This window comes from Rossellomorea sp. GAMAL-10_SWC (assembly GCF_049568075.1).
Taxonomy (GTDB): domain Bacteria; phylum Bacillota; class Bacilli; order Bacillales; family Bacillaceae_G; genus Gottfriedia.
This window is the reverse complement of the sequence record NZ_CP144911.1, coordinates 4,161,828-4,184,618: the sequence shown is the minus strand read 5'-3', so window position 1 is coordinate 4,184,618 and position 22,791 is coordinate 4,161,828. Positions and strand designations below refer to the sequence as shown.

At 33.4% G+C, this 22,791-nt stretch carries 21 protein-coding genes, 9 tRNA genes and 1 rRNA gene; 26 read left to right on the top strand and 5 right to left on the bottom strand.

Annotated elements, in window-relative coordinates; all coding sequences use genetic code 11:
- The first annotated feature begins 69 nt into the window (after positions 1 to 69).
- From rrf to V5E38_RS20170, 21 genes are all read left to right on the top strand, one after another.
- Positions 70 to 185: ribosomal RNA gene (gene rrf, locus V5E38_RS20270) — 5S ribosomal RNA — on the top strand.
- Positions 186 to 196: 11 nt separating this feature from the next.
- Positions 197 to 271, top strand: a tRNA-Asn gene (locus V5E38_RS20265).
- Positions 272 to 284: 13 nt separating this feature from the next.
- Positions 285 to 357: transfer RNA gene (locus V5E38_RS20260), tRNA-Thr, on the top strand.
- 16 nt (positions 358 to 373) lie between these two features.
- Positions 374 to 448: transfer RNA gene (locus tag V5E38_RS20255), tRNA-Glu, on the top strand.
- A 10-nt stretch (positions 449 to 458) separates the two neighbouring features.
- A tRNA-Val gene (locus V5E38_RS20250) sits at positions 459 to 534 on the top strand.
- 18 nt (positions 535 to 552) lie between these two features.
- A tRNA-Tyr gene (locus tag V5E38_RS20245) sits at positions 553 to 637 on the top strand.
- Positions 638 to 645: 8 nt separating this feature from the next.
- Positions 646 to 720: transfer RNA gene (locus tag V5E38_RS20240), tRNA-Gln, on the top strand.
- 28 nt (positions 721 to 748) lie between these two features.
- A tRNA-Lys gene (locus V5E38_RS20235) sits at positions 749 to 821 on the top strand.
- Positions 822 to 837: 16 nt separating this feature from the next.
- Positions 838 to 912, top strand: a tRNA-Gly gene (locus V5E38_RS20230).
- 20 nt (positions 913 to 932) lie between these two features.
- Positions 933 to 1,008, top strand: a tRNA-Ala gene (locus tag V5E38_RS20225).
- A gap of 239 nt (positions 1,009 to 1,247) precedes the next feature.
- Positions 1,248 to 2,147, top strand: a complete 900-nt coding sequence (gene rocF / locus V5E38_RS20220; RefSeq protein WP_088014518.1) for an arginase — start codon at positions 1,248 to 1,250, stop codon at positions 2,145 to 2,147.
- A gap of 587 nt (positions 2,148 to 2,734) precedes the next feature.
- Positions 2,735 to 3,553, top strand: a complete 819-nt coding sequence (gene cdaA / locus V5E38_RS20215; RefSeq protein ID WP_097978505.1) for a diadenylate cyclase CdaA — start codon at positions 2,735 to 2,737, stop codon at positions 3,551 to 3,553.
- On the top strand, positions 3,546 to 4,835 hold the full coding sequence (locus V5E38_RS20210; protein WP_499211297.1) for a CdaR family protein: 1,290 nt from the start codon (positions 3,546 to 3,548) through the stop codon (positions 4,833 to 4,835). Before cdaA ends, V5E38_RS20210 begins: the two co-directional genes overlap by 8 nt.
- A gap of 13 nt (positions 4,836 to 4,848) precedes the next feature.
- Positions 4,849 to 6,192 (top strand): phosphoglucosamine mutase, encoded by a 1,344-nt coding sequence (glmM, locus tag V5E38_RS20205; protein ID WP_499211296.1) that lies wholly within the window; start codon positions 4,849 to 4,851, stop codon positions 6,190 to 6,192.
- Positions 6,193 to 6,726: 534 nt separating this feature from the next.
- Positions 6,727 to 8,529: a glutamine--fructose-6-phosphate transaminase (isomerizing) gene (gene glmS / locus V5E38_RS20200; protein WP_097978508.1), complete on the top strand. Its 1,803-nt coding sequence runs from the start codon at positions 6,727 to 6,729 to the stop codon at positions 8,527 to 8,529.
- A 712-nt stretch (positions 8,530 to 9,241) separates the two neighbouring features.
- Complete coding sequence (locus V5E38_RS20195; protein ID WP_499211295.1) at positions 9,242 to 9,652, top strand: hypothetical protein; 411 nt, start codon at positions 9,242 to 9,244, stop codon at positions 9,650 to 9,652.
- Position 9,653: 1 nt separating this feature from the next.
- The gene (locus tag V5E38_RS20190) at positions 9,654 to 10,322 is read left to right on the top strand and encodes a PspA/IM30 family protein (RefSeq protein ID WP_499211294.1); all 669 of its coding nucleotides are present in this window, start codon (positions 9,654 to 9,656) and stop codon (positions 10,320 to 10,322) included.
- 148 nt (positions 10,323 to 10,470) lie between these two features.
- Complete coding sequence (locus tag V5E38_RS20185) at positions 10,471 to 11,145, top strand: response regulator transcription factor (RefSeq protein WP_499213613.1); 675 nt, start codon at positions 10,471 to 10,473, stop codon at positions 11,143 to 11,145.
- The gene (locus V5E38_RS20180) at positions 11,135 to 12,544 is read left to right on the top strand and encodes a sensor histidine kinase (RefSeq protein WP_499211293.1); all 1,410 of its coding nucleotides are present in this window, start codon (positions 11,135 to 11,137) and stop codon (positions 12,542 to 12,544) included. The genes V5E38_RS20185 and V5E38_RS20180 overlap by 11 nt, the downstream gene beginning before the upstream one ends.
- 151 nt (positions 12,545 to 12,695) lie before the next feature.
- The gene (mgsA, locus tag V5E38_RS20175; RefSeq protein WP_097978524.1) at positions 12,696 to 13,112 is read left to right on the top strand and encodes a methylglyoxal synthase; all 417 of its coding nucleotides are present in this window, start codon (positions 12,696 to 12,698) and stop codon (positions 13,110 to 13,112) included.
- 90 nt (positions 13,113 to 13,202) lie between these two features.
- On the top strand, positions 13,203 to 13,367 hold the full coding sequence (locus tag V5E38_RS20170) for a hypothetical protein (protein WP_176522648.1): 165 nt from the start codon (positions 13,203 to 13,205) through the stop codon (positions 13,365 to 13,367).
- A 55-nt stretch (positions 13,368 to 13,422) separates the two neighbouring features.
- Here the strand turns inward: V5E38_RS20170 and V5E38_RS20165 are convergent, their stop codons facing one another.
- Both V5E38_RS20165 and V5E38_RS20160 read right to left on the bottom strand, forming a co-directional pair.
- Positions 13,423 to 14,502, bottom strand: coding sequence for a CopD family protein (locus tag V5E38_RS20165; protein ID WP_499211292.1), 1,080 nt, complete (start codon positions 14,500 to 14,502; stop codon positions 13,423 to 13,425).
- Entirely contained in the window at positions 14,499 to 15,041 is a 543-nt protein-coding gene (locus V5E38_RS20160) for a copper resistance CopC family protein (protein ID WP_499211291.1), read from the bottom strand. The genes V5E38_RS20165 and V5E38_RS20160 overlap by 4 nt, the downstream gene beginning before the upstream one ends.
- Before the next feature lie 332 nt (positions 15,042 to 15,373).
- Here V5E38_RS20160 and V5E38_RS20155 point away from each other — a divergent pair, with 332 nt between their 5' ends.
- A complete protein-coding gene (locus V5E38_RS20155) occupies positions 15,374 to 16,738 on the top strand; it encodes an alkaline phosphatase family protein (protein WP_499211290.1) in 1,365 nt (454 codons plus the stop codon).
- 63 nt (positions 16,739 to 16,801) lie between these two features.
- Positions 16,802 to 17,473, top strand: a complete 672-nt coding sequence (locus V5E38_RS20150) for an META domain-containing protein (protein ID WP_499211289.1) — start codon at positions 16,802 to 16,804, stop codon at positions 17,471 to 17,473.
- A 49-nt stretch (positions 17,474 to 17,522) separates the two neighbouring features.
- Here V5E38_RS20150 and V5E38_RS20145 read toward each other — a convergent pair whose 3' ends face one another.
- Positions 17,523 to 17,888, bottom strand: a complete 366-nt coding sequence (locus V5E38_RS20145) for a winged helix-turn-helix transcriptional regulator (protein ID WP_056476111.1) — start codon at positions 17,886 to 17,888, stop codon at positions 17,523 to 17,525.
- 394 nt (positions 17,889 to 18,282) lie between these two features.
- Between V5E38_RS20145 and V5E38_RS20140 the strand changes: the two genes are divergently transcribed.
- The 3 genes from V5E38_RS20140 to V5E38_RS20130 all read left to right on the top strand — a co-directional run bounded on the left by V5E38_RS20140 (position 18,283) and on the right by V5E38_RS20130 (position 21,540).
- Positions 18,283 to 19,485 (top strand): MFS transporter, encoded by a 1,203-nt coding sequence (locus V5E38_RS20140; protein WP_499211288.1) that lies wholly within the window; start codon positions 18,283 to 18,285, stop codon positions 19,483 to 19,485.
- Positions 19,486 to 19,524: 39 nt separating this feature from the next.
- The gene (locus tag V5E38_RS20135; protein WP_387332606.1) at positions 19,525 to 20,355 is read left to right on the top strand and encodes an aldo/keto reductase; all 831 of its coding nucleotides are present in this window, start codon (positions 19,525 to 19,527) and stop codon (positions 20,353 to 20,355) included.
- Positions 20,356 to 20,655: 300 nt separating this feature from the next.
- Positions 20,656 to 21,540: a TVP38/TMEM64 family protein gene (locus tag V5E38_RS20130; protein WP_499211287.1), complete on the top strand. Its 885-nt coding sequence runs from the start codon at positions 20,656 to 20,658 to the stop codon at positions 21,538 to 21,540.
- 114 nt (positions 21,541 to 21,654) lie between these two features.
- Here V5E38_RS20130 and V5E38_RS20125 read toward each other — a convergent pair whose 3' ends face one another.
- Together V5E38_RS20125 and V5E38_RS20120 are read right to left on the bottom strand one after the other, a co-directional pair.
- On the bottom strand, positions 21,655 to 21,963 hold the full coding sequence (locus V5E38_RS20125) for a magnetosome magnetite crystal formation protein family (RefSeq protein ID WP_069033916.1): 309 nt from the start codon (positions 21,961 to 21,963) through the stop codon (positions 21,655 to 21,657).
- A gap of 112 nt (positions 21,964 to 22,075) precedes the next feature.
- On the bottom strand, positions 22,076 to 22,720 hold the full coding sequence (locus V5E38_RS20120) for a TVP38/TMEM64 family protein (protein ID WP_499211286.1): 645 nt from the start codon (positions 22,718 to 22,720) through the stop codon (positions 22,076 to 22,078).
- Positions 22,721 to 22,791: the final 71 nt, after the last annotated feature.

Genomic DNA, 22,791 nt, shown 5'->3' with positions numbered 1-22,791 from the left:
AAAATTCATAAAAGTTATTGACTTTTAAATGAAATTTGATATAATAATTAATGTCCTAAATAAAATGAATCAAGTGATGATAGCGAAGAGGTCACACCCGTTCCCATACCGAACACGGCAGTTAAGCTCTTCAGCGTCGATGGTAGTTGGGGGTTTCCCCCTGTGAGAGTAGAACGTCGCTTGGTTTTAAGTTTATTCCGCAGTAGCTCAGTGGTAGAGCACTCGGCTGTTAACCGAGTGGTCGTAGGTTCGAACCCTACCTGCGGAGCCATTTTTAACTTAATGCTTCCATAGCTCAGCAGGCAGAGTACTTCCATGGTAAGGAAGAGGTCACCGGTTCGAGCCCGGTTGGAAGCTTAGGAAAAGTTGTACTGGCCCGTTGGTCAAGCGGTTAAGACACCGCCCTTTCACGGCGGTAACACGGGTTCGAGTCCCGTACGGGTCACCATTTATATTACGGAGGATTAGCTCAGCTGGGAGAGCACCTGCCTTACAAGCAGGGGGTCGGCGGTTCGAGCCCGTCATCCTCCACCATCTAATTTAATAAATACCGGAGGGGTAGCGAAGTGGCTAAACGCGGCGGACTGTAAATCCGCTCCCTGTGGGTTCGGCGGTTCGAATCCGTCCCCCTCCACCATTTATTGTTGGGCTATAGCCAAGCGGTAAGGCAACGGATTTTGATTCCGTCATGCCCTGGTTCGAATCCAGGTAGCCCAGCCATTTTTTTATTTTATCGTAATTTTATTACGAGCCATTAGCTCAGTAGGTAGAGCATCTGACTTTTAATCAGAGGGTCGAAGGTTCGAATCCTTCATGGCTCACTCTTTTTTTTTATGTGCGGAAGTAGTTCAGTGGTAGAATACAACCTTGCCAAGGTTGGGGTCGCGGGTTCGAGCCCCGTCTTCCGCTCCATTCGCATATACATAAATAGTGGGGCCTTAGCTCAGCTGGGAGAGCGCCTGCCTTGCACGCAGGAGGTCAGCGGTTCGATCCCGCTAGGCTCCACCAATATACATAAAGTTAAACCTTAGTCATTTGACTAAGGTTTTTTGTTGTATATAATCATATGATATAGTAATTCAAAAGCTAAAAATGCATATGTATACAAAAAAATGTCGAGTTGACCCATTTGTTTCAAAAGATTTAAACTATTAATATAATTAATAACTTTAACAGCCAAAAAATTATATTTTTTCAAAATCAAGTAAGCGTTTTCTTTTATGAATTCATAGATGGGGGAAATAAAAATGTTAAAAGATATTTCAATTATTGGAGTACCACTAGATTTAGGACAAACTAGACGTGGAGTAGATATGGGACCAAGTGCAATTAGATATGCACAATTACACGAACGTATTGAAAGAATGTCTTATCAAGTAGAAGACTTAGGCGATATTTTAGTAGAACGTACACCTGTTAAAGAAGATAATTCAGAACATAATTTAAAGAACTTAAAATCTGTAAAAGAAACATGTGAAAAGCTTGCTGCTGAAGTAGATGAAGTTATTAAAAGAAATAGAATGCCACTAGTACTTGGCGGTGATCATAGTATTGCAATCGGTACATTAGCAGGTGTATCAAAACATTATAATAATCTAGGATTAATTTGGTTTGATGCACATGGAGATTTAAATACTGCTGAAACATCTCCTTCTGGTAATATTCATGGTATGTCATTAGCTGTTTCTTTAGGTCATGGCCACGATTTATTAACGAAAATAGGTGGTTACTTCCCTAAAGTAAAACCAGAGAACGTGATCATTATTGGCGCACGTGATCTTGATGAAGGTGAAAGAGCAATTATTAAAGAATTAGGAATTAAAGTTTATACAATGCATGAAATTGATAAATTAGGAATGACAAAAGTAATGGAAGAAAGCATTGACCACTTAAAAGGGTGTGACGGTGTACACTTATCATTAGATCTTGATGGATTAGATCCAATTCACGTTCCTGGAGTGGGCACACCTGTTCCTGGAGGAATCACTTATAGAGAAGGTCACTTAGCAATGGAAATGTTATCTGATGCTGATATCATTACTTCTATTGAATTCGTAGAAGTTAATCCAATTTTAGACGAAAGAAATAGAACAGCAATCGTAGCCGTTGCATTAATAGGCTCATTATTAGGTGAGAAGTTACTATAATTATTAAATAAAATTCACTAAAGAGAGATTAAAGTTGCGTAGTCAATGTTCAAACAAATTATGGCTATTGATTACAATGCTTAGATCTTAATTGACCACCTACAAACTGATTTATAAACAAATGTTAGATTACACTAAGTAAAGGGTATTTGATTAGATATTTAATGCAGACTTTTTTTATGAATAAGTTGATTGGAACGAAAGGATGCTCGACTCCTATGGGATAGGTCTCGCCCCATGGAAAGCGAGCATCCTGTAGTGGAAATCAACATCACTCTACTCCTTTTACGAAAATTTTCTATATAATTGACTAGGTTGTTTTTCAACTACAAGAAGCTAGCATTCGCTAGCTTTTTTGTTTTTATAAAAACCGTTTGGGACTGTCCTTCAAGAAAGAAATAATTGTTGGTTATTCTTCTACGAATTTAGATAACAACATATATAATTCTGTAATTTTGTTTAATATAACTAAAATAGTCGTTAAAGTATTGTTAATATAATTAATAACTCACAAATTTTGTGTATTGCAAAAATATGGTATAATACTCAAGATACAGTTTTATTCTATAGAATTTGGAGGGTAAAAGATGCCTTCTTTACATATAAATTTTTTACAGTATTTACAGAATGGATTAGATATCCTAATAGTCTGGTTTGTTATATATAGATTAATTATCATTATTCAAGGGACGAAGGCAGTCCAACTCTTAAAAGGTGTAACAATCATTATTGTCGTAAAAGTATTAAGCAGCCTATTTGGCTTGCATACTTTACAATTTTTAATGGATCAAGCATTAACATGGGGATTCTTGGCGGTTATTATTATCTTTCAACCAGAATTAAGGAGAGCACTAGAACAGCTTGGACGTGGCCGTTTCTTCTCTAGAACGACAGGTAGTGGGATTAATGACCGAAATGATATTGTTGAGAACATTGCAAAAGCCACTGAATACATGGCTAAACGAAGAATAGGTGCACTTATTTCATTTGAGAGACAAACAGGTATGGGTGACTACATAGAGTCTGGTATTCGTATGAATGCTAATTTATCATCAGAATTATTAATTAATATCTTTATACCAAATACACCACTACATGACGGAGCGGTAATTATACAAGGTGAAAAGATAACAGCAGCAGCCTGCTATTTACCTTTGTCTGAGAGTGCATTTATTTCAAAGGAATTAGGAACGAGACATCGAGCAGCAGTCGGTATCAGTGAAGTTACTGACAGTATTACGATAGTAGTTTCTGAGGAAACAGGTGCAGTTTCAGTAGCAAGGAATGGAAACCTATATAGAGAATTATCAAAAGACGAGCTTATAAACTTATTAAATACTGAACTAAAATCACCAGAAGAGTCCACTACATCTAAATGGAATTGGAAGGTGAAACGTAATGGATAATTTTATGGATAATCGTTGGATATTAAGAGGAATCGCTTTACTAGTAACATTATTACTTTTCATGTCTGTCAATCTAGTTCCACAATCAAGTACATCGGGATTAGGAGACATACCGTTTGTTAATAATAAAGAATTAGTGCGAGACGTACCAGTGACACCTATTTACGATCAACGTAATCTAATTGTAACTGGAATTCCAAAGAATGTTTCAGTGCAATTAGATGGACCAAATAGTATTGTAAAAACTGCTGAAATGAAGAAGGATTTTGAAGTATATTTGGATCTAACTTCTTATGCTTTAGGTACATATGAAGTTCCTTTAAAAATTAGAAATATTTCAGATAAAATAAAGGCAACTATTAAACCAAGAACAGTTAGAGTGACAATTAATGAAAAAATTGAAAAAGCAGTTTCAGTTAAAGTTGTCTATCTAAATGAAAAAAGGATTAAACATGGCTATAAGACAGAAAATGCAATTGTTAAACCTGGTTTAGTGACAATAGTAGGATCAAGAGATGAAGTTTCACAAGTGGCATATGCAACTGTTGGTGTGGATGTTACTGATGCGAATCAGACATTTAGTCAGGTGTTACCTGTTAGATTATACAATAAAAAAGGTGTTCAACTTCCGTTCACTACAAGTCCAAGAAAAGTTGAAGTAACTGTCCCTATTGTTTCTGAAAGTGCTAGCTTCCCGATTAAGTTAGTGCAAACAGGAACACTTAAGGATGGTTTAAAACTAAGTAGTCTTGCTAGTAAAGTTGATGCAATAAGAATTTATGCGTCTAAAGATTGGTTGGACAAGTTTAACGGTCCTATAGAAGTGCCAGTTGACATATCTTCATTTAATCAAAGTGGTACATATGAAGTTAATGTACCTACGCCAAATGGAGCATTTAGAGTTGACTCTAGCACGATTAATGTAGACGTTAATTTTGATCAAGAAACGGAAAAGAAATTTAGTAATATCCCTATTAATTTAGTGGGTGAAAATAATCAATTTGAATATAAGTTTACTAAGCCTCCATTAGGAAAAGTAGTAGTTACTGCTAAGGGATTTAAGGATGACTTGGATGCGATTAATCCAAGCGATTTAAATATTACAGCAAAAGTTAATGGACTAGATCCAGGAACTAGAGATGTAGCGCTTACTATTACCGGCCCTAAAGGAGTTATATATAGTTTAGAGTTTGATACAATAACGATTGAAATTACTGATAAAAAATCTGCTCAAACTGATGAAAATGAGAATTCAGGCGATGTAGGACAGTCATCGAATTAGAAGGAGAGTTAAAATGGGTAAATATTTTGGTACTGATGGTGTACGAGGAGTTGCAAATAAAGAGTTAACTCCTGAATTAGCATATAAAATTGGACGCTGTGGCGGTTATGTATTAACTAAAAACAATGTCAAACCTAAAATAATTGTTGGGCGTGACACACGTGTATCAGGACATATGCTTGAAGGAGCACTAGTTGCAGGTTTATTATCAATTGGTGCTGAAGTTATGAGATTAGGTGTTATTTCTACTCCAGGTGTTGCCTATTTAACAAAAGCACTTGGAGCACAAGCGGGTGTTATGATTTCAGCTTCACATAATCCTGTTGCAGATAATGGGATTAAGTTTTTTGGTCCAGACGGTTTTAAATTGTTGGATGAGCAAGAAGATGAAATTGAAGAGCTAATGGATGCAGAAGTTGATCATCTACCAAGACCAACTGGAAATGATTTATGTCAAGTTAGTGATTATTTTGAAGGTGGTCAAAAATATCTACAATTCCTTAAAAACACAATTGATGAAGATTTCTCTGGCCTATTAGTTGCTCTAGATTGTGCACACGGTGCTACTTCTTCATTAGCGCCATATTTATTCGCAGATTTAGAAGCAGATATTGTTACAATGGGAACGAATCCTAATGGATTTAATATAAACGATGGTGTAGGTTCTACACATCCTGAAGCTTTAGCAGTTCTTGTAAAGGAAAAAGGTGCTGACATCGGTTTATCATTCGATGGTGATGGAGATCGTCTAATTGCAATCGATGAAAATGGTGAAATCGTTGATGGTGACCAAATAATGTATATTTGTGCAAAATATTTAAATGAAAAAGGTCGTCTAAAACAAAACACAATTGTATCAACTGTTATGAGTAACTTAGGCTTCTACAAAGCAGTAGAAACGAATGGGATGAAAAGTGCAGTTACAGGTGTTGGAGATCGCTATGTAATGGAAGAGATGAGAAAGAATGGCTTCAATCTTGGCGGTGAGCAATCTGGTCACATCATCTTTTTAGATCATATTACGACTGGTGATGGTATGTTAAGTGCGATTCAGCTCGTAAGTATTGTTAAAGAAACAGGTAAAACTTTATCACAATTAGCTGGAGAAATGAAAAAGTATCCACAATTATTAATTAATGTTCGTGTTACAGATAAAAATGAAGCACTTAATAACGAACGCATTAAAGCAATCATTTCAGAGGTAGAAGAAGAAATGAACGGCAATGGTCGCATTTTAGTTCGTCCTTCTGGTACTGAGCCACTTATTCGTGTAATGGCTGAGGCTCCTTCTGAGGCAGAATGTAAACAATATGTTGAACGTATTGTTGCTGTTGTAAAAGAAGAAGTTGGAGAATAATATAAATTAAAAAATATGCATTGATGAGCACTTTTGTGTAAGTCTATGCATATTTTTGTTATATACAGCTATTCTATAACTTATTTCAACATATTTTTGTTGACCATTTTTAATACAGTATAGTATAGTTGTTTTATTGTTTTCCTAACAGGGAAGGAGTATAGAAATAATAAAGTATTAAAAAAGCGCCAGAACTACATTAGACGTGAATGTGTAGTTGACGAGGTGGAGTTTTATCGAAGTTTCGGCGGATGACTCCCGGTTGCTGTATCACAACCGAAATTATTTATGTAAAACACATGGGTGACTGTGTGCACAAACGTAAATAATCTGATACACCGTTTAAAACAAAAAAAATGAACTCGCTAATGAGCGGAATATGAAAGGTAGGTGGATATTGCTTGTAAGTCCTCTACCATTATTAAACATGACGAGGGAATAGAAAATTAAATAGTTAAACGGTTAGGAAAACAGCGTTCCATTCCTATACATTTTGTATGTCTTGTTTTAGGACTTACTAAGCAATAGTTAATTATGTGTGGAATCGTTGGATATATTGGAAATGATAATGCGAAAGAAATTTTATTAAAAGGTTTAGAGAAATTAGAGTATCGTGGTTACGATTCTGCTGGGATTTCACTTTTAACTGACAATGGTGTAGAAGTTTATAAAGAAAAAGGTAGAATTGCAGTATTACGTAAATCAATCCCTACAAAAACGGACGGAAACGTTGGAATTGGTCATACAAGATGGGCAACGCATGGTGCTCCAAGTAAACGTAATGCGCATCCTCACCAAAGCTCTACTGAACGTTTTACACTTGTTCATAATGGCGTTATCGAGAACGATGTACAATTAAAAAACGATTATTTAAATGATATTGAATTTACAAGTGATACAGATACTGAAGTAATTGTTCAGTTAGTTGAACTGCATATAAAAAAAGGTTTATCTGTGCTTGATGCTTTTAGAGAAACACTTAAGCTTCTGAAAGGTTCATATGCAATTGCATTATTAGATAAACAAAACGATGATGTAATTTATGTAGCAAAAAACAAAAGTCCATTACTAGTTGGTGTTGGTGAAGAGTTTAATGTTATTGCATCTGATGCGATGGCAATGTTACAAATTACTGATCAATTTATTGAATTAATGGATAAAGAGGTTATTTTACTTACTAAAGATCGTGTTCAATTAATGGACCTAAACGGAAATGTTAAAGAACGTTCTCCATATACTGCAGAAATTGATGCTAGCGATATCGAAAAAGGAACTTATCCTCATTTCATGTTAAAAGAAACAGATGAGCAACCTTTAGTAATCCGTAATATTATCCAAAAGTACCAAGATGAAAACGGCGAGCTTGTGATTGACTCAGAAATTAAAGCGGCTTTAGCAGAAGCTGACAGATTATATATTGTTGCTTGTGGAACTAGTTATCATGCTGGTCTTGTTGGAAAACAATTTATTGAAAAAATGGCGGGAGTACCTGTAGAAGTACATGTTGCAAGTGAATTCTCTTACAATATGCCACTGCTTTCAGAAAAACCATTATTCATTTATATTTCACAAAGCGGTGAAACTGCTGATAGTAGAGCATGTTTAGTACAAACAAATAAATTAGGTCATAAAGCAATTACACTTACAAACGTTCCAGGATCAACATTATCACGTGAGGCTGATTTCACTCTTCCTTTACACGCAGGTCCTGAAATCGCTGTTGCATCAACGAAAGCTTACACTGCACAATTAGCAGTACTTGCAATTGTAGCAAATGCTCTTGCAAAAGAAAAAGGAAAAACAGTTAACTTTAACCTAGTTAAAGAACTTGGAATTGTAGCAAATGCAATGGAATCAATTACAAACCAAAAAGAAGAGTTTGAAAAAATTGCCACAGAATATTTAGCTACAACTCGTAATGCATTCTTCATCGGTCGTAACGTAGATTACTTCGTTTGCTTAGAAGGTGCATTAAAACTAAAAGAAATTTCTTACATCCAAGCAGAAGGATTTGCTGGTGGAGAGTTAAAACACGGTACAATTGCTCTAATCGAAGAAGGGACTCCAATCTTCGCATTAGCAACACAAGAATCAGTAAACTTAAACATTCGTGGAAATGTAAAAGAGGTTGTTGCTCGTGGTGCTAACCCTTGTATCATTTCTATGGAAGGATTAAATATGGAAGGCGATCGCTTCATTTTACCAAGAGTACAAGAAGAATTATCTCCAATCCTTTCAGTCGTACCATTACAATTAATTTCTTACTATGCTGCTTTACATCGTGGTTGTGATGTTGATAAACCACGTAATCTTGCAAAATCAGTTACTGTTGAATAATCAAATTAGTAATCTTAAAGTTTATTAAAAAACAGATTTGAACATAAAAACTGAGCAGGGAGTGTAAAAATGATGATCAAGTTTAACGATGAAAATATCATTCCTACAAAAGACGACTTTCACGTTAGTGAAGTTGATGAGCGTGTTGTAATAAGAAAACCAATTAAATAACTTTAAATATAGAATACAGGGGACTAGTGGTGCTGACCATTAGTCCTTTTTTTAATTGAACATGACGACACATCCAAGCTTCTCCATTTCTGAAGTTAGACAAAGCAAAAATTTTCAAAAACTAAGAATAAACCTTTTCTAATCAAGCTAACTTAAGGATATGGAAAAAATTTGCTATTAAATAATGAGCAGGAGTGAAAATGATGATAAAAATTTACGATGAAAACTTCATTCCAACAAAAGATGACTTTCATGTTAGTGAAGATGATGAGCGTGTTGTCATAAAAAAACCAAATCAGGTTGAATATTAATAACAAAAGAGGCTACTAAAAATTTACTGTTTTGAAGTGAAAATTAAAGGGACCGGATTAATTAATTGAAGCCTATAAATAAATATACGTAAAAAGAGATAGGAAAGCAGATGAAAATCTGTTACCTATCTTTTTTTAATAAGCAAAACGACTAATTTTTCGTTTTCACCATAATTTCACCATACTCTATTAGAATTCAATTTATTAAGAAATGAGAGGAGGGAAATAACATGAATAAAAGAGTAAGGAGATTATTTACATGGGTCTCTATAACAGCAGTTTTTGTTTTAGGGGTGCATTTTTTTCTTAGATTACTAGGTGGTTTTCATGAAAGACGTTTTGCTGATCAACATTCAATGTACATGGATAGAGACGGTCGAAACGAATTTAGATCACATCAGATGATGCATGGTCCACACCATTTTCATGACTTTTCTTGGATTGGTTTAGTATTATTCCTTTTAATCGCATTTGCGGTAGTGACTTTTATCTTTAAAAAATTAGTTAAAAAGGGACAAGCTAGCCAGGTTAATCAAATTTCATTAGATACAACTAGTTTTAACACACCTATAAACAGAACAAACGCAGATTTATTGGATAAATGGGAAAAAAATTTATTATCAAAAAAGGAGAATAAATAAAATGGGCATTTTTAAAAGAATGAAATCAATATCTTTGGCTAAAGTGAATGGAGCACTGGATGGTTTAGAAGATCCAATTTCAATGTTGAATCAATATATTAGGGAAATGGAAGAAGATCTTTTGAAAGGTCAGGAAGCACTCTCTCGTCAAATCTATTTAGAGAATAAGCAAAAAGCATTGATCTTGGAGACAGAAGGACTAGTAAACAAAAGAAGTGGACAAGCTAAGCTAGCAGTTGAAAATGGAGAAGATTCCATTGCAAAACTGGCTATACAGGAAAAACTTGTTCATGAAAATCAATTAAGCCTCTATACAGAGCAGCTAAATACAATTCAAAATCAAACTCAGTCACTATATGAAAAATTAGATGAACTGAAAGGTAAATATGATGAATATCTGCATAAGAGACTTTTACTAGTATCTAGAGCAAATATTGCAAAATCAATTAAACAAATTCAACAAACATCCGTTTCATTTAATTCAGAAACAATCGCAAATGGAATCGCACGTGCAGAAGATCGAATACTTATGATGGAGGCAGAAGTACAAGCTCAAAATAAATTTGCATATCATAATAACCTATCTAATGGATATAAAGATAACGTAATGAGTGAAGAAATAGAAGAAGAGCTACAAAAGCTAAAACAGCATGCTGTGGAAACTGCCTAAGGTCATGATTTAAAAGAAATATCGGGGAGCACCGTATTAATTAACGGGTGCTTCCTTTTATTTTATAATTGATTTGAAAATGGAAAAGATGAAGAAGACAACTGAAAATTATAGAGATCTTATATAAAACAAGGGAGTATTTTTGATGATGAATATACTAGTAGCTGAAGATGATTTGAAACTTGGTGAGCTAATCAGTTATATGTTAAAGAAAAAAGCAGGTTATAAAGTGGAGTGGGTTACAGAAGGAGAAGAAGCTTACTATTACGCTACGAACACCCATTATGATGTATTAATATTAGATTGGATGATGCCAGGAGGAACAGGAATAGAAGTGTGTCGTAGGTTACGAAAAGAAGGATATTCAGGAGCGATTTTAATCCTTACAGCTAAAGACGCCCTAGAAGACCGCATTGTAGGACTGGACTCAGGAGCTGATGATTATTTAGTTAAACCTTTTGAAATTGATGAGTTACTAGCTCGATTAAGAGCACTTTCTAGGCGTAATTATGCTCCTATATTAGAGGAAGAAATTCTTATTAGTGATATGATTCTAAATCGTACAAGTCAATCAATCAGAGGTGGAGACACTGAAATACAATTAAGCCCTCGCGAATTTCAATTAGTTGATTTTTTAATACAAAATAAAGGTCAAGTATTACCTCGTGAAATTATTTTGGAGCGTGTATGGGGTTTTGATTCAGATGTTGCAATGAAAACGATTGATGCCACTGTTAAACTTCTTCGAAAGAAACTAGATTTGCTTGGTAAACAAGATTTGCTACAAAGCATTAGAGGGGTAGGATATAAATTTGATCACTAATCTTATATCTTATTTACGTGATTTTCGAAATCGCGGAGGAAGAGATGTTTTTAACCTAACGCAAAATCGCCTAACAATACTATATAGCGGACTTGTTATGCTTTTTCTAATTATATTCATCATCATAGTCTTTGCAGTGTTATATGTAGTCATAATGAATGATCAAAGACGTACAGTGGAATCATTGGCTACTCAAGAAGCAAAGATTATCGAAAACTATATGATTCAAAATCAACAAGGAAACCTCCAAGACGATAACCAAGAAGTAGTTTTAGCAGGTGTCGATCAATTTTTTTATTATGTAGTTAATCCAAATGGTGAATTAATAATGGGACAGGAGGATATCCCACAATTAAGGTCTAGGCTGTTTGGACAAATAAAAGGATGGATTCCTAAAGGAAATGAAACCCGAAAATTAAAAATTAAATTAGAACATGAAGAGTTTGAAAAGGACATGAGAAAATTCCATGATCATGAAATACATGTTCCTTCAAATCGAAAAGAGATTAGTTTGATGGTTTCAGGTAAACAACTATTTTATAAGGGAAATATCATCGGTACAATCTATGTTGGAAAAGATATATCGGATATTTACCATTTATTCAAATTTGTTGTCATTATACTGGTAGGCTTAACAATCGTATTTTCTGGGGTTGCACTATATATCAGTTATTTTATGTCAAAAAAAGCGATGATCCCTATCTTTAAATCATTTAATCGACAGCGCGAATTTGTTGCAGATGCATCTCATGAATTAAGAACACCATTAAGCGTTTTGTTATCGTCAATCGATGCAATGGAAATGACAATCGATACAGAGAAAGATGATTTTTCTCGAAAGCTTTTATTTAATATGAAAGACGAAGTAAAAAGGATGACAAACTTAGTCAGCGGATTATTAACATTAGCTCGTTCAGACTCAGATCAAGTTGAAATTAAATTAGAAAAGTTTGAGTTTCGCTCCATTGCAGAAAAGGCGATTGTATCTCTACAACCGTTAGCAGCATCAAAACAAATCAATTTAAACTTAACTGCTCCAGAGAATGTAGTCGCTGAAGGAGACTCTGAAAAGTTATCACAGCTCTTATATATATTAATAGATAATGGGATTAAGTATACACCTATTGGAGGAGAGGTCCAGTTAGTTCTTTCGGATAAAGAAAATGAACTATGTATCCAAGTAACAGATACTGGTATTGGGATTAAACCGGAAGACCATGCCCGAATATTTGATCGTTTTTATCGATCTGATAAATCAAGATCTAGACAAATCGGTAGCCATGGTTTAGGCTTGGCGATTGCAAAATGGATTGTGGAAATTCATAATGGAACTATTCAAGTAAATAGTGAAGTGGGAAAAGGAAGTACGTTTACTATTCGGATTCCAACTTCTAAATAATAGTAAAAAGCATAAGCAAGAGTAGAATAACCAATACAAAGAAGTAAAAAAATATATAAAGGTTAAATTTGAATGGAGTCGTTTCCGATTGTTTTTACGAACAATTGCCGAAATTAAAATCGATTTTTCCGAAAAGAGAGGAATGTTGACGTTGAAAATTGCTTTCATTGCACACGATCAAAAGAAAAAAGAATTAGTAAATTTTGCGATGGCATATGAATCTATTTTATCTAAACATGAATTATATTCAACAGGAACAACTGGAACAAAAATAATGGAAAATACAAATTTAAAAATACATCGATTTAATTCTGGACCGCTTGGGGGAGATCAGGAAATCGGTGCCTTAATCGCGAAGAATTTGATGGATATTGTTATCTTCTTTCGCGATCCACTTACAGCGCAACCTCATGAACCAGATATTTTGGCTTTAATTCGTTTATGTGATGTTTACTCAATCCCTTTAGCAACAAACATGGGTACAGCAGAAATTTTAATTCATGGTCTAGAGCGAGGGGACTTAAAGTGGAGAAACATCGTACATGATAAACAAATTCGAGAAAGATAAGCAAAAAATCCTAAAAAAGATGTCGTAATCGAATAATTAACTTTGATGAAGGAAAAAGTAATTCTAGTTCAGTTGAAAAGGAGGTTTATGATGGATACTCAAGAATTTGGACATACACATGATACAGGTGAAACAGTAAAGATTTCGGGCTATTATACTGATAAAGACGGGGAACATATTGAATTACAAGCAGGACAAAAATTCCCTAATTGCCCTTCATCAGGAAAGCCAACTAAATGGAGACACGGACGTTAAAACTAGATAATAAAGAAAAAAAGATTGTACTTAAATACATAGTACAATCTTTTTTCTAAACCGATACGCTATACATTAGACCAAGATACATTGTCATCACAAAGCAAAGACTAAATACAATTGGTAGCATGATTTTTGTCTTTTTCATAAAGCTGATGACTAATAACACTAGGAAGATGATCGACATACTCATTAACATCGTTCCTTCTACCGTAAAAGTAAAAGCTATTCTAATAGGTAAAGTAATATCAATTCCCATAATCCATTCACTCCATTTAGACGGACCCTCATTTTGCAAAGTTAAATTAATATTATGCGGTGGAGATTTAGTACCCATAATAGCTGTAAAAAAGAACACAATTATGATGGTAATATACTCTGCTTTTAACCAACTACGAATATTACTCGTAGTGCCTTCAGCGGACTTCCTCATTAGTACACCATTGAAAAAAGCAAAAAACAATACTGGAATAATGCTAATGTGCTTCAAGACTAACATCTGTCCATAAGGAAGTAACCAAGCATTCGTATAGTCTTTCAATTTGACGACTTCTAGCATTAAGACTACACCACTAGTGAAAATAATAACGACACATATGATGGCTAAAGGTGTAAACCATTTCAAGAATCTACCATATTTATTCGTGTCCTTAGCTAGCCAAGTGACATTAAATAGAATTCCACTCCAAATAGAAACCATTAGAAAATGACTACTTTGAAAGATAAAACCCGTCCAAAAATTCATAGAGGTTATATGACCTGCATAACCGATACTTAAAATCATCATGAATAACCAAAAGAAATTAAAAAACCTTTTGCCATCGCTATAAATATTAATGACAAGCATAATGGCAAACATACTCGAATAAATCCATGCATTACCTACAGCTGTTTTTATGAAAACAGAATATATAGCTGTTTTAAGATGAACATCATCTAGGAAAAAAGTAATAATTCGAATAGCAGGAAATAGTGAAAAGAATAATATACCGATAATAACCAAATAAACAGTACCTTTCGAAATACTGATTGTTGGTTTTTTATCTGACGGTACAAAATCTAATACAAACTTTCCTGCTAATATCGAATAAAGGATATATGTTATGAACTCCGTGATCGGAACGATATAACTCATTTTCTATTCCAAAGAACAACTCCACCAACCATTAACGCGATTCCAAATAGCCCGATTGCAATTAATGGAATAAGATATTTGGATCTTTCTTTTTTAGGAGTAGCATCTTTTTGTTTTTCTTTAGCTGGCGTTTGATCTTTAACTACTTTGTCAGTTGTTTTAGTTTCAGTTGTCGTTTTAGTTTCAGCTTGCTTTAATTGCACTTTGAAAGGAATTTGACCTGTTACTGGATGACCATCTTCACTTACTACTTTCCATTCAATCTTATAATCACCATTTTCTAAACCATTTGGTAGATCAGCAATTAATTTATTACCTTTAATAGAAACATTTGTAACAGCTGTAGCAGACCCAGTTTTATATAATTTGATTGTACCTAATTGTTCAAGAGCCTCTTCAAATTCAAGCGTAATTTGTTTAGTTGGTTCAGTGATAATTTGCCCATTTGATGGATTAGAAGAAACAAGCTTAGTATGCGCACTTGCCATAGTTGGGAATAAAAATAGCAGTAAAATTATGATTGATAAACCTTTTTTCATATAAATCTCCTTCTTATGTAAAAATTTGTGCTTAATTTAATATAATGTAAAAACTTGTAATTATGAAATATTATTATTTTTGTTAAATTAACCACTCTATTCAATTAGACATTTTAGTTCAAAAATGTGATGTATTTGTGAAGAAGACACAGCTAGTCGGTACATATTTGTAATCCTATCAAAAAGTAGTAGTTAGTTTTAATTAAGAAAATTAATTTATTAAAAACAATTCTTAATACTCTATTTACAGAACCTCCAAAGTAAATTAATAAAATTTCATTAAAATTAAGAGGTGAAATCTAATGAAATTTTAATTTTTAGGGGGATTTTTTATGTTCAGAAACAAACTTAAGAAAAAGTTAATTCCAGTGGCTGTGCTTTCAACGATGGCATTTGGTTCGTTGATTGGTTCATTTGCTAATCATACAGTACAAGCTAAGGAAACAAACAAGAATGAAATTAGAAATGTGATCTTTTTAATTGGTGATGGAATGGGTGTTTCATACACGACTGCTTATCGTTATTTAAAAGATGATCCAAAAACAAAAGAAGTTGAACAAACAGAATTCGATCATTACTTAGTAGGACAACAAATGACATATCCTGAGGATCCAATGCAAAATATTACTGACTCTGCCGCAGCGGCAACAGCTATGTCAGCGGGGGTTAAAACCTATAATGCAGCAATAGGTGTAGATAATGATGGGTCAAGAGTAAAAACAGTACTAGAGGCTGCAAAGGAAAAAGGAAAAGCAACAGGGCTTGTAGCTACTTCAGAAATTACCCATGCTACACCGGCGTCTTATGGAGCGCATGATGTAAGTCGTAAAAATATGAATGCTATTGCGGATGATTATTATGATGAACTAATTAAAGGTGGACATAAAATAGATGTCATGCTTGGTGGCGGATTAAGTAATTTTGTTCGAGAAGATCGTGATTTAACAAAGCAATTTATAAAAGATGGATACTCTTATGTAACGAATAAAAATCAAATGCAAAAAGATAAAAACGATAAAGTATTAGGTTTATTTGCTCCTGGTGGAATGCCAAAGATGATCGATCGTGATGATTCAATGCCATCATTAAGTGATATGACAAATACAGCAATTGATAAATTAAGCAGAGATAAAGATGGATTCTTTTTAATGGTAGAAGGTAGTCAAATTGATTGGGCTGGACATGATAACGATATTGTTGCGGCAATGAGTGAAATGGAAGACTTTGAAAAAGCGTTTAAAGCTGCAATTGAATTTGCTAAAAAGGACAAGCATACATTAGTCGTTGCAACAGCAGACCATTCAACAGGCGGATATTCTATTGGGGCAAAAGGAGATTACAATTGGTACGGCGCACCGATTGCTGCAGCTAATCGTACTCCTGATTTCATGGCTGAACAAATTAGTAAAGGAGCAGATGTAGAAAAAACATTAAAATCGAACATTAACTTAGAATTGAAGCCTGAAGAAATTCAATCTGTAAAAAAAGCGGCAGAGTCAAAAAATATGTTAGAGATTGATAATGCAATCGAAGCAATTTTTGATAACCGTTCAGTAACTGGTTGGACTACAGGTGGTCACACAGGTGAAGACGTAAATGTTTATGCTTATGGCCCTGGTAGTCAACTATTTGCAGGGAAAATTGATAATACTGACCAAGCAAAAAACATCTTTAGTATTTTAAAGAATGGTAAATAAGTAAAAAATCAGCTCCCGTTAAATGACCCATTTAACGGGATTTAAGGATGAAAGGGGATTTTTATGAAAAAATTGATTCCATTTATTTTACTTTCTTTAATGCTTTCAGGATGTAGCTTAGTTCAGAAGGAGAAAACAACTGCTTCAGCAGAGAATATAAAAAATGTCTCTACAATCTCCAAAAGCCGAGCAAAGTCATTAAACGATGTATATGTGCCAAATCCACAGGTTTCAGATGATACGAATTTACTTCTTAAAGGTCAAACACTGAAAGATGAAAAAGGTGAAGTTACTTTAGAAGGCAATGCTAAATTAAATAAGTCTTACACAATTGGGCCGATTGAAATGAAAATTAAACAGATTAAGCTGATCAAAAACTTACCGACGTATTCTTTAATGGATTATTTTCATTATTATACTGAAAGCTATGAAAGCTTTCGATTTATTAAGGTAGAGGTAGAAATCATTAACCACTCCGATAAACAATTACACTTTGGTCCAGTTGCCCATTTGATGACAAGTAATAATGAAGTAAAGGAATTTAAAGATGACTTCTATATTGAATATTTAGGTGGGGAAATCAATCCTAATGGTTCAAAACAAGGTGCAATGGGATTTATAGTAGAACATACTGATCCTAGTCTAAAATGGATCGAGTTAACAACAAGTGATGTATTAGATGATCAACATAAAGTAATTGCGAAAGCACAAAAAGTAAAAGTAGATTTTAAATAGATTGCAGAAAAAAACTCCTTTCTTAGATAGAAAAAGGAGTTTTTTTATTTTATAAGGTTATCTCATCCTCAACTGGTGGCAGAAGTACGTCATTTTTGTCAGGGTACATACATTCAATATGATTTTCTCCCCAAGAGCACAGTAAGTCTAATACTTCTTTTAAAGACCATCCGTAATCAGTTAAGGAATATTCCACTTTTGGCGGAACCTGATTAAATACTTTTCGGTGAACGATATTATCTTCCTGTAATTCCTTTAGTTGCTGAGTTAACATTTTTTGAGTAATGTTCGGCATTAATTTTTTTAATTGAGAAGTCCTTTTTGTACCTTTTGTTAAATGACAAAGAATCACAACCTTCCATTTGCCACCGATTACATCTAAGGAAGCCTCAACTGGGATATTGTATTTTTTCATTTTCGCCTCTCCTTCTTTCATATTTACTTACGCAACATATTTTTAATGATTAAAATATCATAACATTCTCTTCGTAAACTGTGTAGTTTCAAGTCTGGTTAAAAATTTTTTTATAAATTTTCTCTGTTTTAATCCTTTATTCACTTAAATGTTACTAAAAAGTAACTATATCACTTCAAAGTACATACTTCTTTTAATCAATCCTATCGCGCATAATGACAATAGTTAATTGATTAACAAACATTTATAAAAAGTAAACGTACAGATGAAGACGTTAATCTTTTACTATTTCATTTCATTTATGTTTTGAATGACGAAGAGACTTTATTCAGGCGCCATGTCTCTTTGTATTCAAACTAATAATAAAAATAACTATAACACAAGGAGGAGTTATATGAGTTCGACTGCTACTTCGATTAAAATACAAGAGAAAAAAAGTGGCACTCCCGCGTTAATGGCTCTTGCCATTAGTGCATTTGGTATCGGAACAACTGAATTTGTTCCCGTTGGTTTATTATCAACTCTAGCTGGTGATTTGAAAATTTCAATCACATTAGCGGGATTATTAATTTCTGGATATGCGATGGGTGTTGCTTTTGGAGCACCAATTTTAACGGCATTAACAAATAAGATTGGCCGAAAAACGTTATTAATGCTTTTAATGATTATTTTTATAGTAGGTAATAGCGTTGCTGCCTTTTCGACTAGTTTTGGCCTATTGTTAGTTGCTCGAATCATTACTTCATTTTCACATGGGGTGTTCTTTTCAATCGGTTCAACAATTGCAGCGGATGTAGTTCCTGAAAACAAACGTGCAAGTGCGATTGCATTCATGTTTACGGGCTTAACTGTTGCAACTGTAACAGGAGTTCCATTAGGCACATTTATTGGTCAGCATTTTGGTTGGAGATCTACTTTTGGGGCTGTGGCATTATTAGGTGTGATTGCAATTATAGCAATTGCAATTTTAGTTCCGAAAACAATTAAACAACCGCCAGCTTCAAAATTAAGTGATAACCTGAAAGTTTTAAAAAATGGACCATTACTTTTGGCATTTGCTATTACAGCATTAGGATATGGAGGTACTTTTGTAGCATTCACATACTTGTCACCAATCCTTGAAAAAATCACCGGCTTTGCTCCAAACTCTGTAAGTATGATCTTACTTGTTTATGGAATTGCAGTAGCACTTGGTAATACGATTGGTGGAAAAGCGGCAAATAAAAATCCTTTAAAAGCACTAACATGGATGTTTGCTGTTCAAGCAATTGTTCTCATCATTCTATCGTTTACGGCACCGTTTAAAATAGTAGGGATTGTAACGATTTTCTTCTTAGGCTTACTTGCTTTTATGAATGTACCTGGTCTACAAATTTATGTTGTGAAATTAGCTGAGAAGTATGTTCCTTCAGCTGTAGATATTGCATCAGCACTAAATATAGCAGCATTCAACGTAGGTATTGCAATTGGAGCGTTTATTGGCGGTTTAGTCGTAGATACAATCGGGTTGATTCATACCCCATGGATTGGTGGAATCATGGTATTCGGAGCAGTTCTGTTAAGCATCTGGAGTGCTTCTTTAGAAAAGAAAAAGTAAATTTTTTAAAAAATATTATATAAAAAAGGGAGAAATAAAATGAATAATTTAGTTAAATTAAATAATGGTTTAGAAATGCCAGTAATTGGGTTAGGAGTTTTCCAAGTAGAAGATGGACAAGTCGTAATTGATTCTGTAAAAGCTGCAATACGAAATGGGTACCGTAGTATCGATACGGCAGCGATTTATCAAAACGAAGAAGGTGTAGGGCAAGGAATTAGAGAAGCTCTTGAAGAAAATGGTCTTAAACGTGAAGACTTATTTATTACATCAAAGGTATGGAATGCTGATCTAGGCTACCAATCAACTATCGATGCTTTCGAATTAAGTTTGAAAAAACTAGGTCTTGATTATTTAGATCTATATTTAATCCACTGGCCAGTAGAAGGTAAATATGTTGAATCATGGAAAGCACTTGAAACACTATACAAAAATGGAAAAGTAAAAGCAATTGGAATGAGTAACTTCCAAATTCATCACTTGAAAGAAGTAATGGCGAATGCTGAGATAATGCCTATGATCAATCAAGTTGAGTTACATCCTATGTTAAGTCAAGTTGAACTAAGAGAATTTTTAAAAGCAAACTCAATTCAAGTAGAAGCATGGGCTCCATTAATGCAAGGACAATTATTTGAAAATGAAACATTACTACAAATAGCAAACAAACATAATAAATCAATTGCTCAAGTTGTATTACGATGGCATTTACAAAACGGTGTAGTGATTATACCAAAATCAATCAAAGAACACCGCATTCAAGAAAACGCAAATATTTTCGATTTTGAACTAACAGAAGAAGATATGAACCAAATCAACTCTCTGAACCAAAACCACCGTGTTGGTCCAGACCCAGACAATTTTGACTTTTAATTAAATAATAAAACAAAACGACTGTCAAAAGATGACAGTCGTTTTTTTATTTAATCGAATGAGGCCGTTTGATTATCATAAAATATTTATTTTCTATATAAAACCATAGATGCATTTTATCATAAATGTTGAATATTTGAATATAAATTCATTCATTTTAAAAAAACTTCCTTAATGTAAGACCTAAGACTTACTAAGTTTAATACTTAAGTGCGTTTTAAACTGTATATTAAATCGTTACGATTAGTGTAACGAAAAATACTGAAGAACGGTCAAGCAGTAGTATAGGAGTTGATAACATTGAAGAAAGAAAATAAACAGTTTAATACAATGAAAGAAATTACATTACACATAGTATTAGCTACAATATCAATCTTAATATTAGTCACTAGTTTACCTACTGTCGTAACGATCTATAAAATATCATTTATTTTTGCAATCATGGGAAATCTGCTACTAGATTTCTATCTAGTTGTATCGAATCATAAAAAGTTTTTAAAGGTTACAAAAATAGCGCTAATTAGTTTACTACTTTGTATATCAGTAGTTGGAATTCTATTTTATGCCAGTCAATTTCTAGTATTCGTAGATAAGTACGGAGTTGAGCGAATATTAACCAATCATATTACAACTGCAAAGTTATTATTTTTCTTAATCTGTTTATTTCAACCGATTTTTTTACCTTTACCAGAAGCACTTACTATTCCTGCAGGTAGTGCTGTAATCGGATCGTTTACAGGAGCGTTAATTGGATTCTTAGGTTCAACTTTAGGTATTGTCATTATGTATTTCTTAGCAAGAATAGGTGGACTTAAATTAGTTTCAAAGTTTGTTAAAGAAAGACAGTTAAAAAAATACCAGGAATATGTCAAAAAAAATGAAACAATTATTTTAACTTTAATGTTTATCATTCCGATTTTACCTGATGAAATTATTTGTGTCGGGGCAGGAATTAGTAAAGTATCTTTCAAAAAGTTTCTTTTAATTGCTTCGATTTCAAAATTAATTACATCATCTCTACTTTCATACTCTGTCTATTTGGCTAAATTTTTCTCTTTAACAACATCGCAAATAGCTTTAACTAGCTCCATTTTAATTGCCTGCATCTTATCTTTATCATTAATGATTAAGAAATCAATTAAACGAACTAATTCAAAAGAAGCTTATGTAACACAAAGTGAATAATAAAAAAAGGCAATGTAATGGTTTAATATTACATTGCCTTTTTACTTATTAAGAATAATTGCGTTTGTCGAAATAGAAAATTTCCTGAGAAATAATGTAGAAAACATGACGAATTTACATCAATACTTTAATACCTTGAACAATATTCCATATAAAGACAATTAAATTAACAATGAATGCTAATATAAATCCACCGATAAGAGCAAAACCTGCACCATCACCAAAAGTATTAAAAGTGAAAAGGGAAATAATCGCTAAAATAATAATCGTTAGAAATGGGAGTATATGTGAAAAAAATGCTCGTTTAGAATGCGATTTTAGTTGTTGATCCTTTGCAACGAAATAAACAATTATAGGGAATAAAAAAGGTGCGAAGAATACGCTAAAATAACATAATGAGGACAAAATCTTATTTGTTTCCATCTTTTTACCTCGATTTCTTAAAAAATTTTAATTAATCTTAGTATAGTTTAATTTATATATAAAAATCGATTTATTTATTAACAATTTTTTAAAATACTTAGTTTGAAAAAGTTTAGGCTGAGAAATGTGTATCCTTTTTTTGTCTCTTTTTTAAAGAAATGTAAATGAAAAACCCGACTAAGATTGTAGCAGTAATACAGATTGTAATCCATGGTGAGCCAAGCAAGAAATTTCCGTATAACGTATAAAGAACTGCAATTGGAATATTACCAGCAAGCACAATTACGATATAGGACAAGTATTTCATATTAGTGGAGGCTGCGATAAAGCATGCACCATCTGTTGGGGCTAGTGGAGTTGCAACTGTTAAGAATAAGTATCTCTTTCGGTTCGAAATAATCTCTTCAAATAGAGAGGGATATTTATTCTCCATGAATTGCTGGATTGAATCACTTAAAATACTTCTACTTAATAAGTAAATAATTGTTTCTGTGATGGCCATTCCGATTAATGATAAGAGAATGGTTTCAAACGGGTGAAAAAACAAGCTACCTACTACAATTAATACAGAGCTAGGAATGAATAGAAAGATTCTTGCACAGAAAATAGCGACAAATAATAGCATCGGGTTGATGGAAGAATTAGTAATAAAATGTTTTATATCTTGCAATGATAAATGAAATAAATGATATCGAATGGCGAGTAGTAGCATTAAAATCCAAAAGCCGATTACAGTTAGTGGAACGACTTTTTTCATGATGTATGCTCTCCTTTTAAGTTAGAAAATCTTCTGTTATAGTATTCTATTCCTCGAATACAAGAAAACTG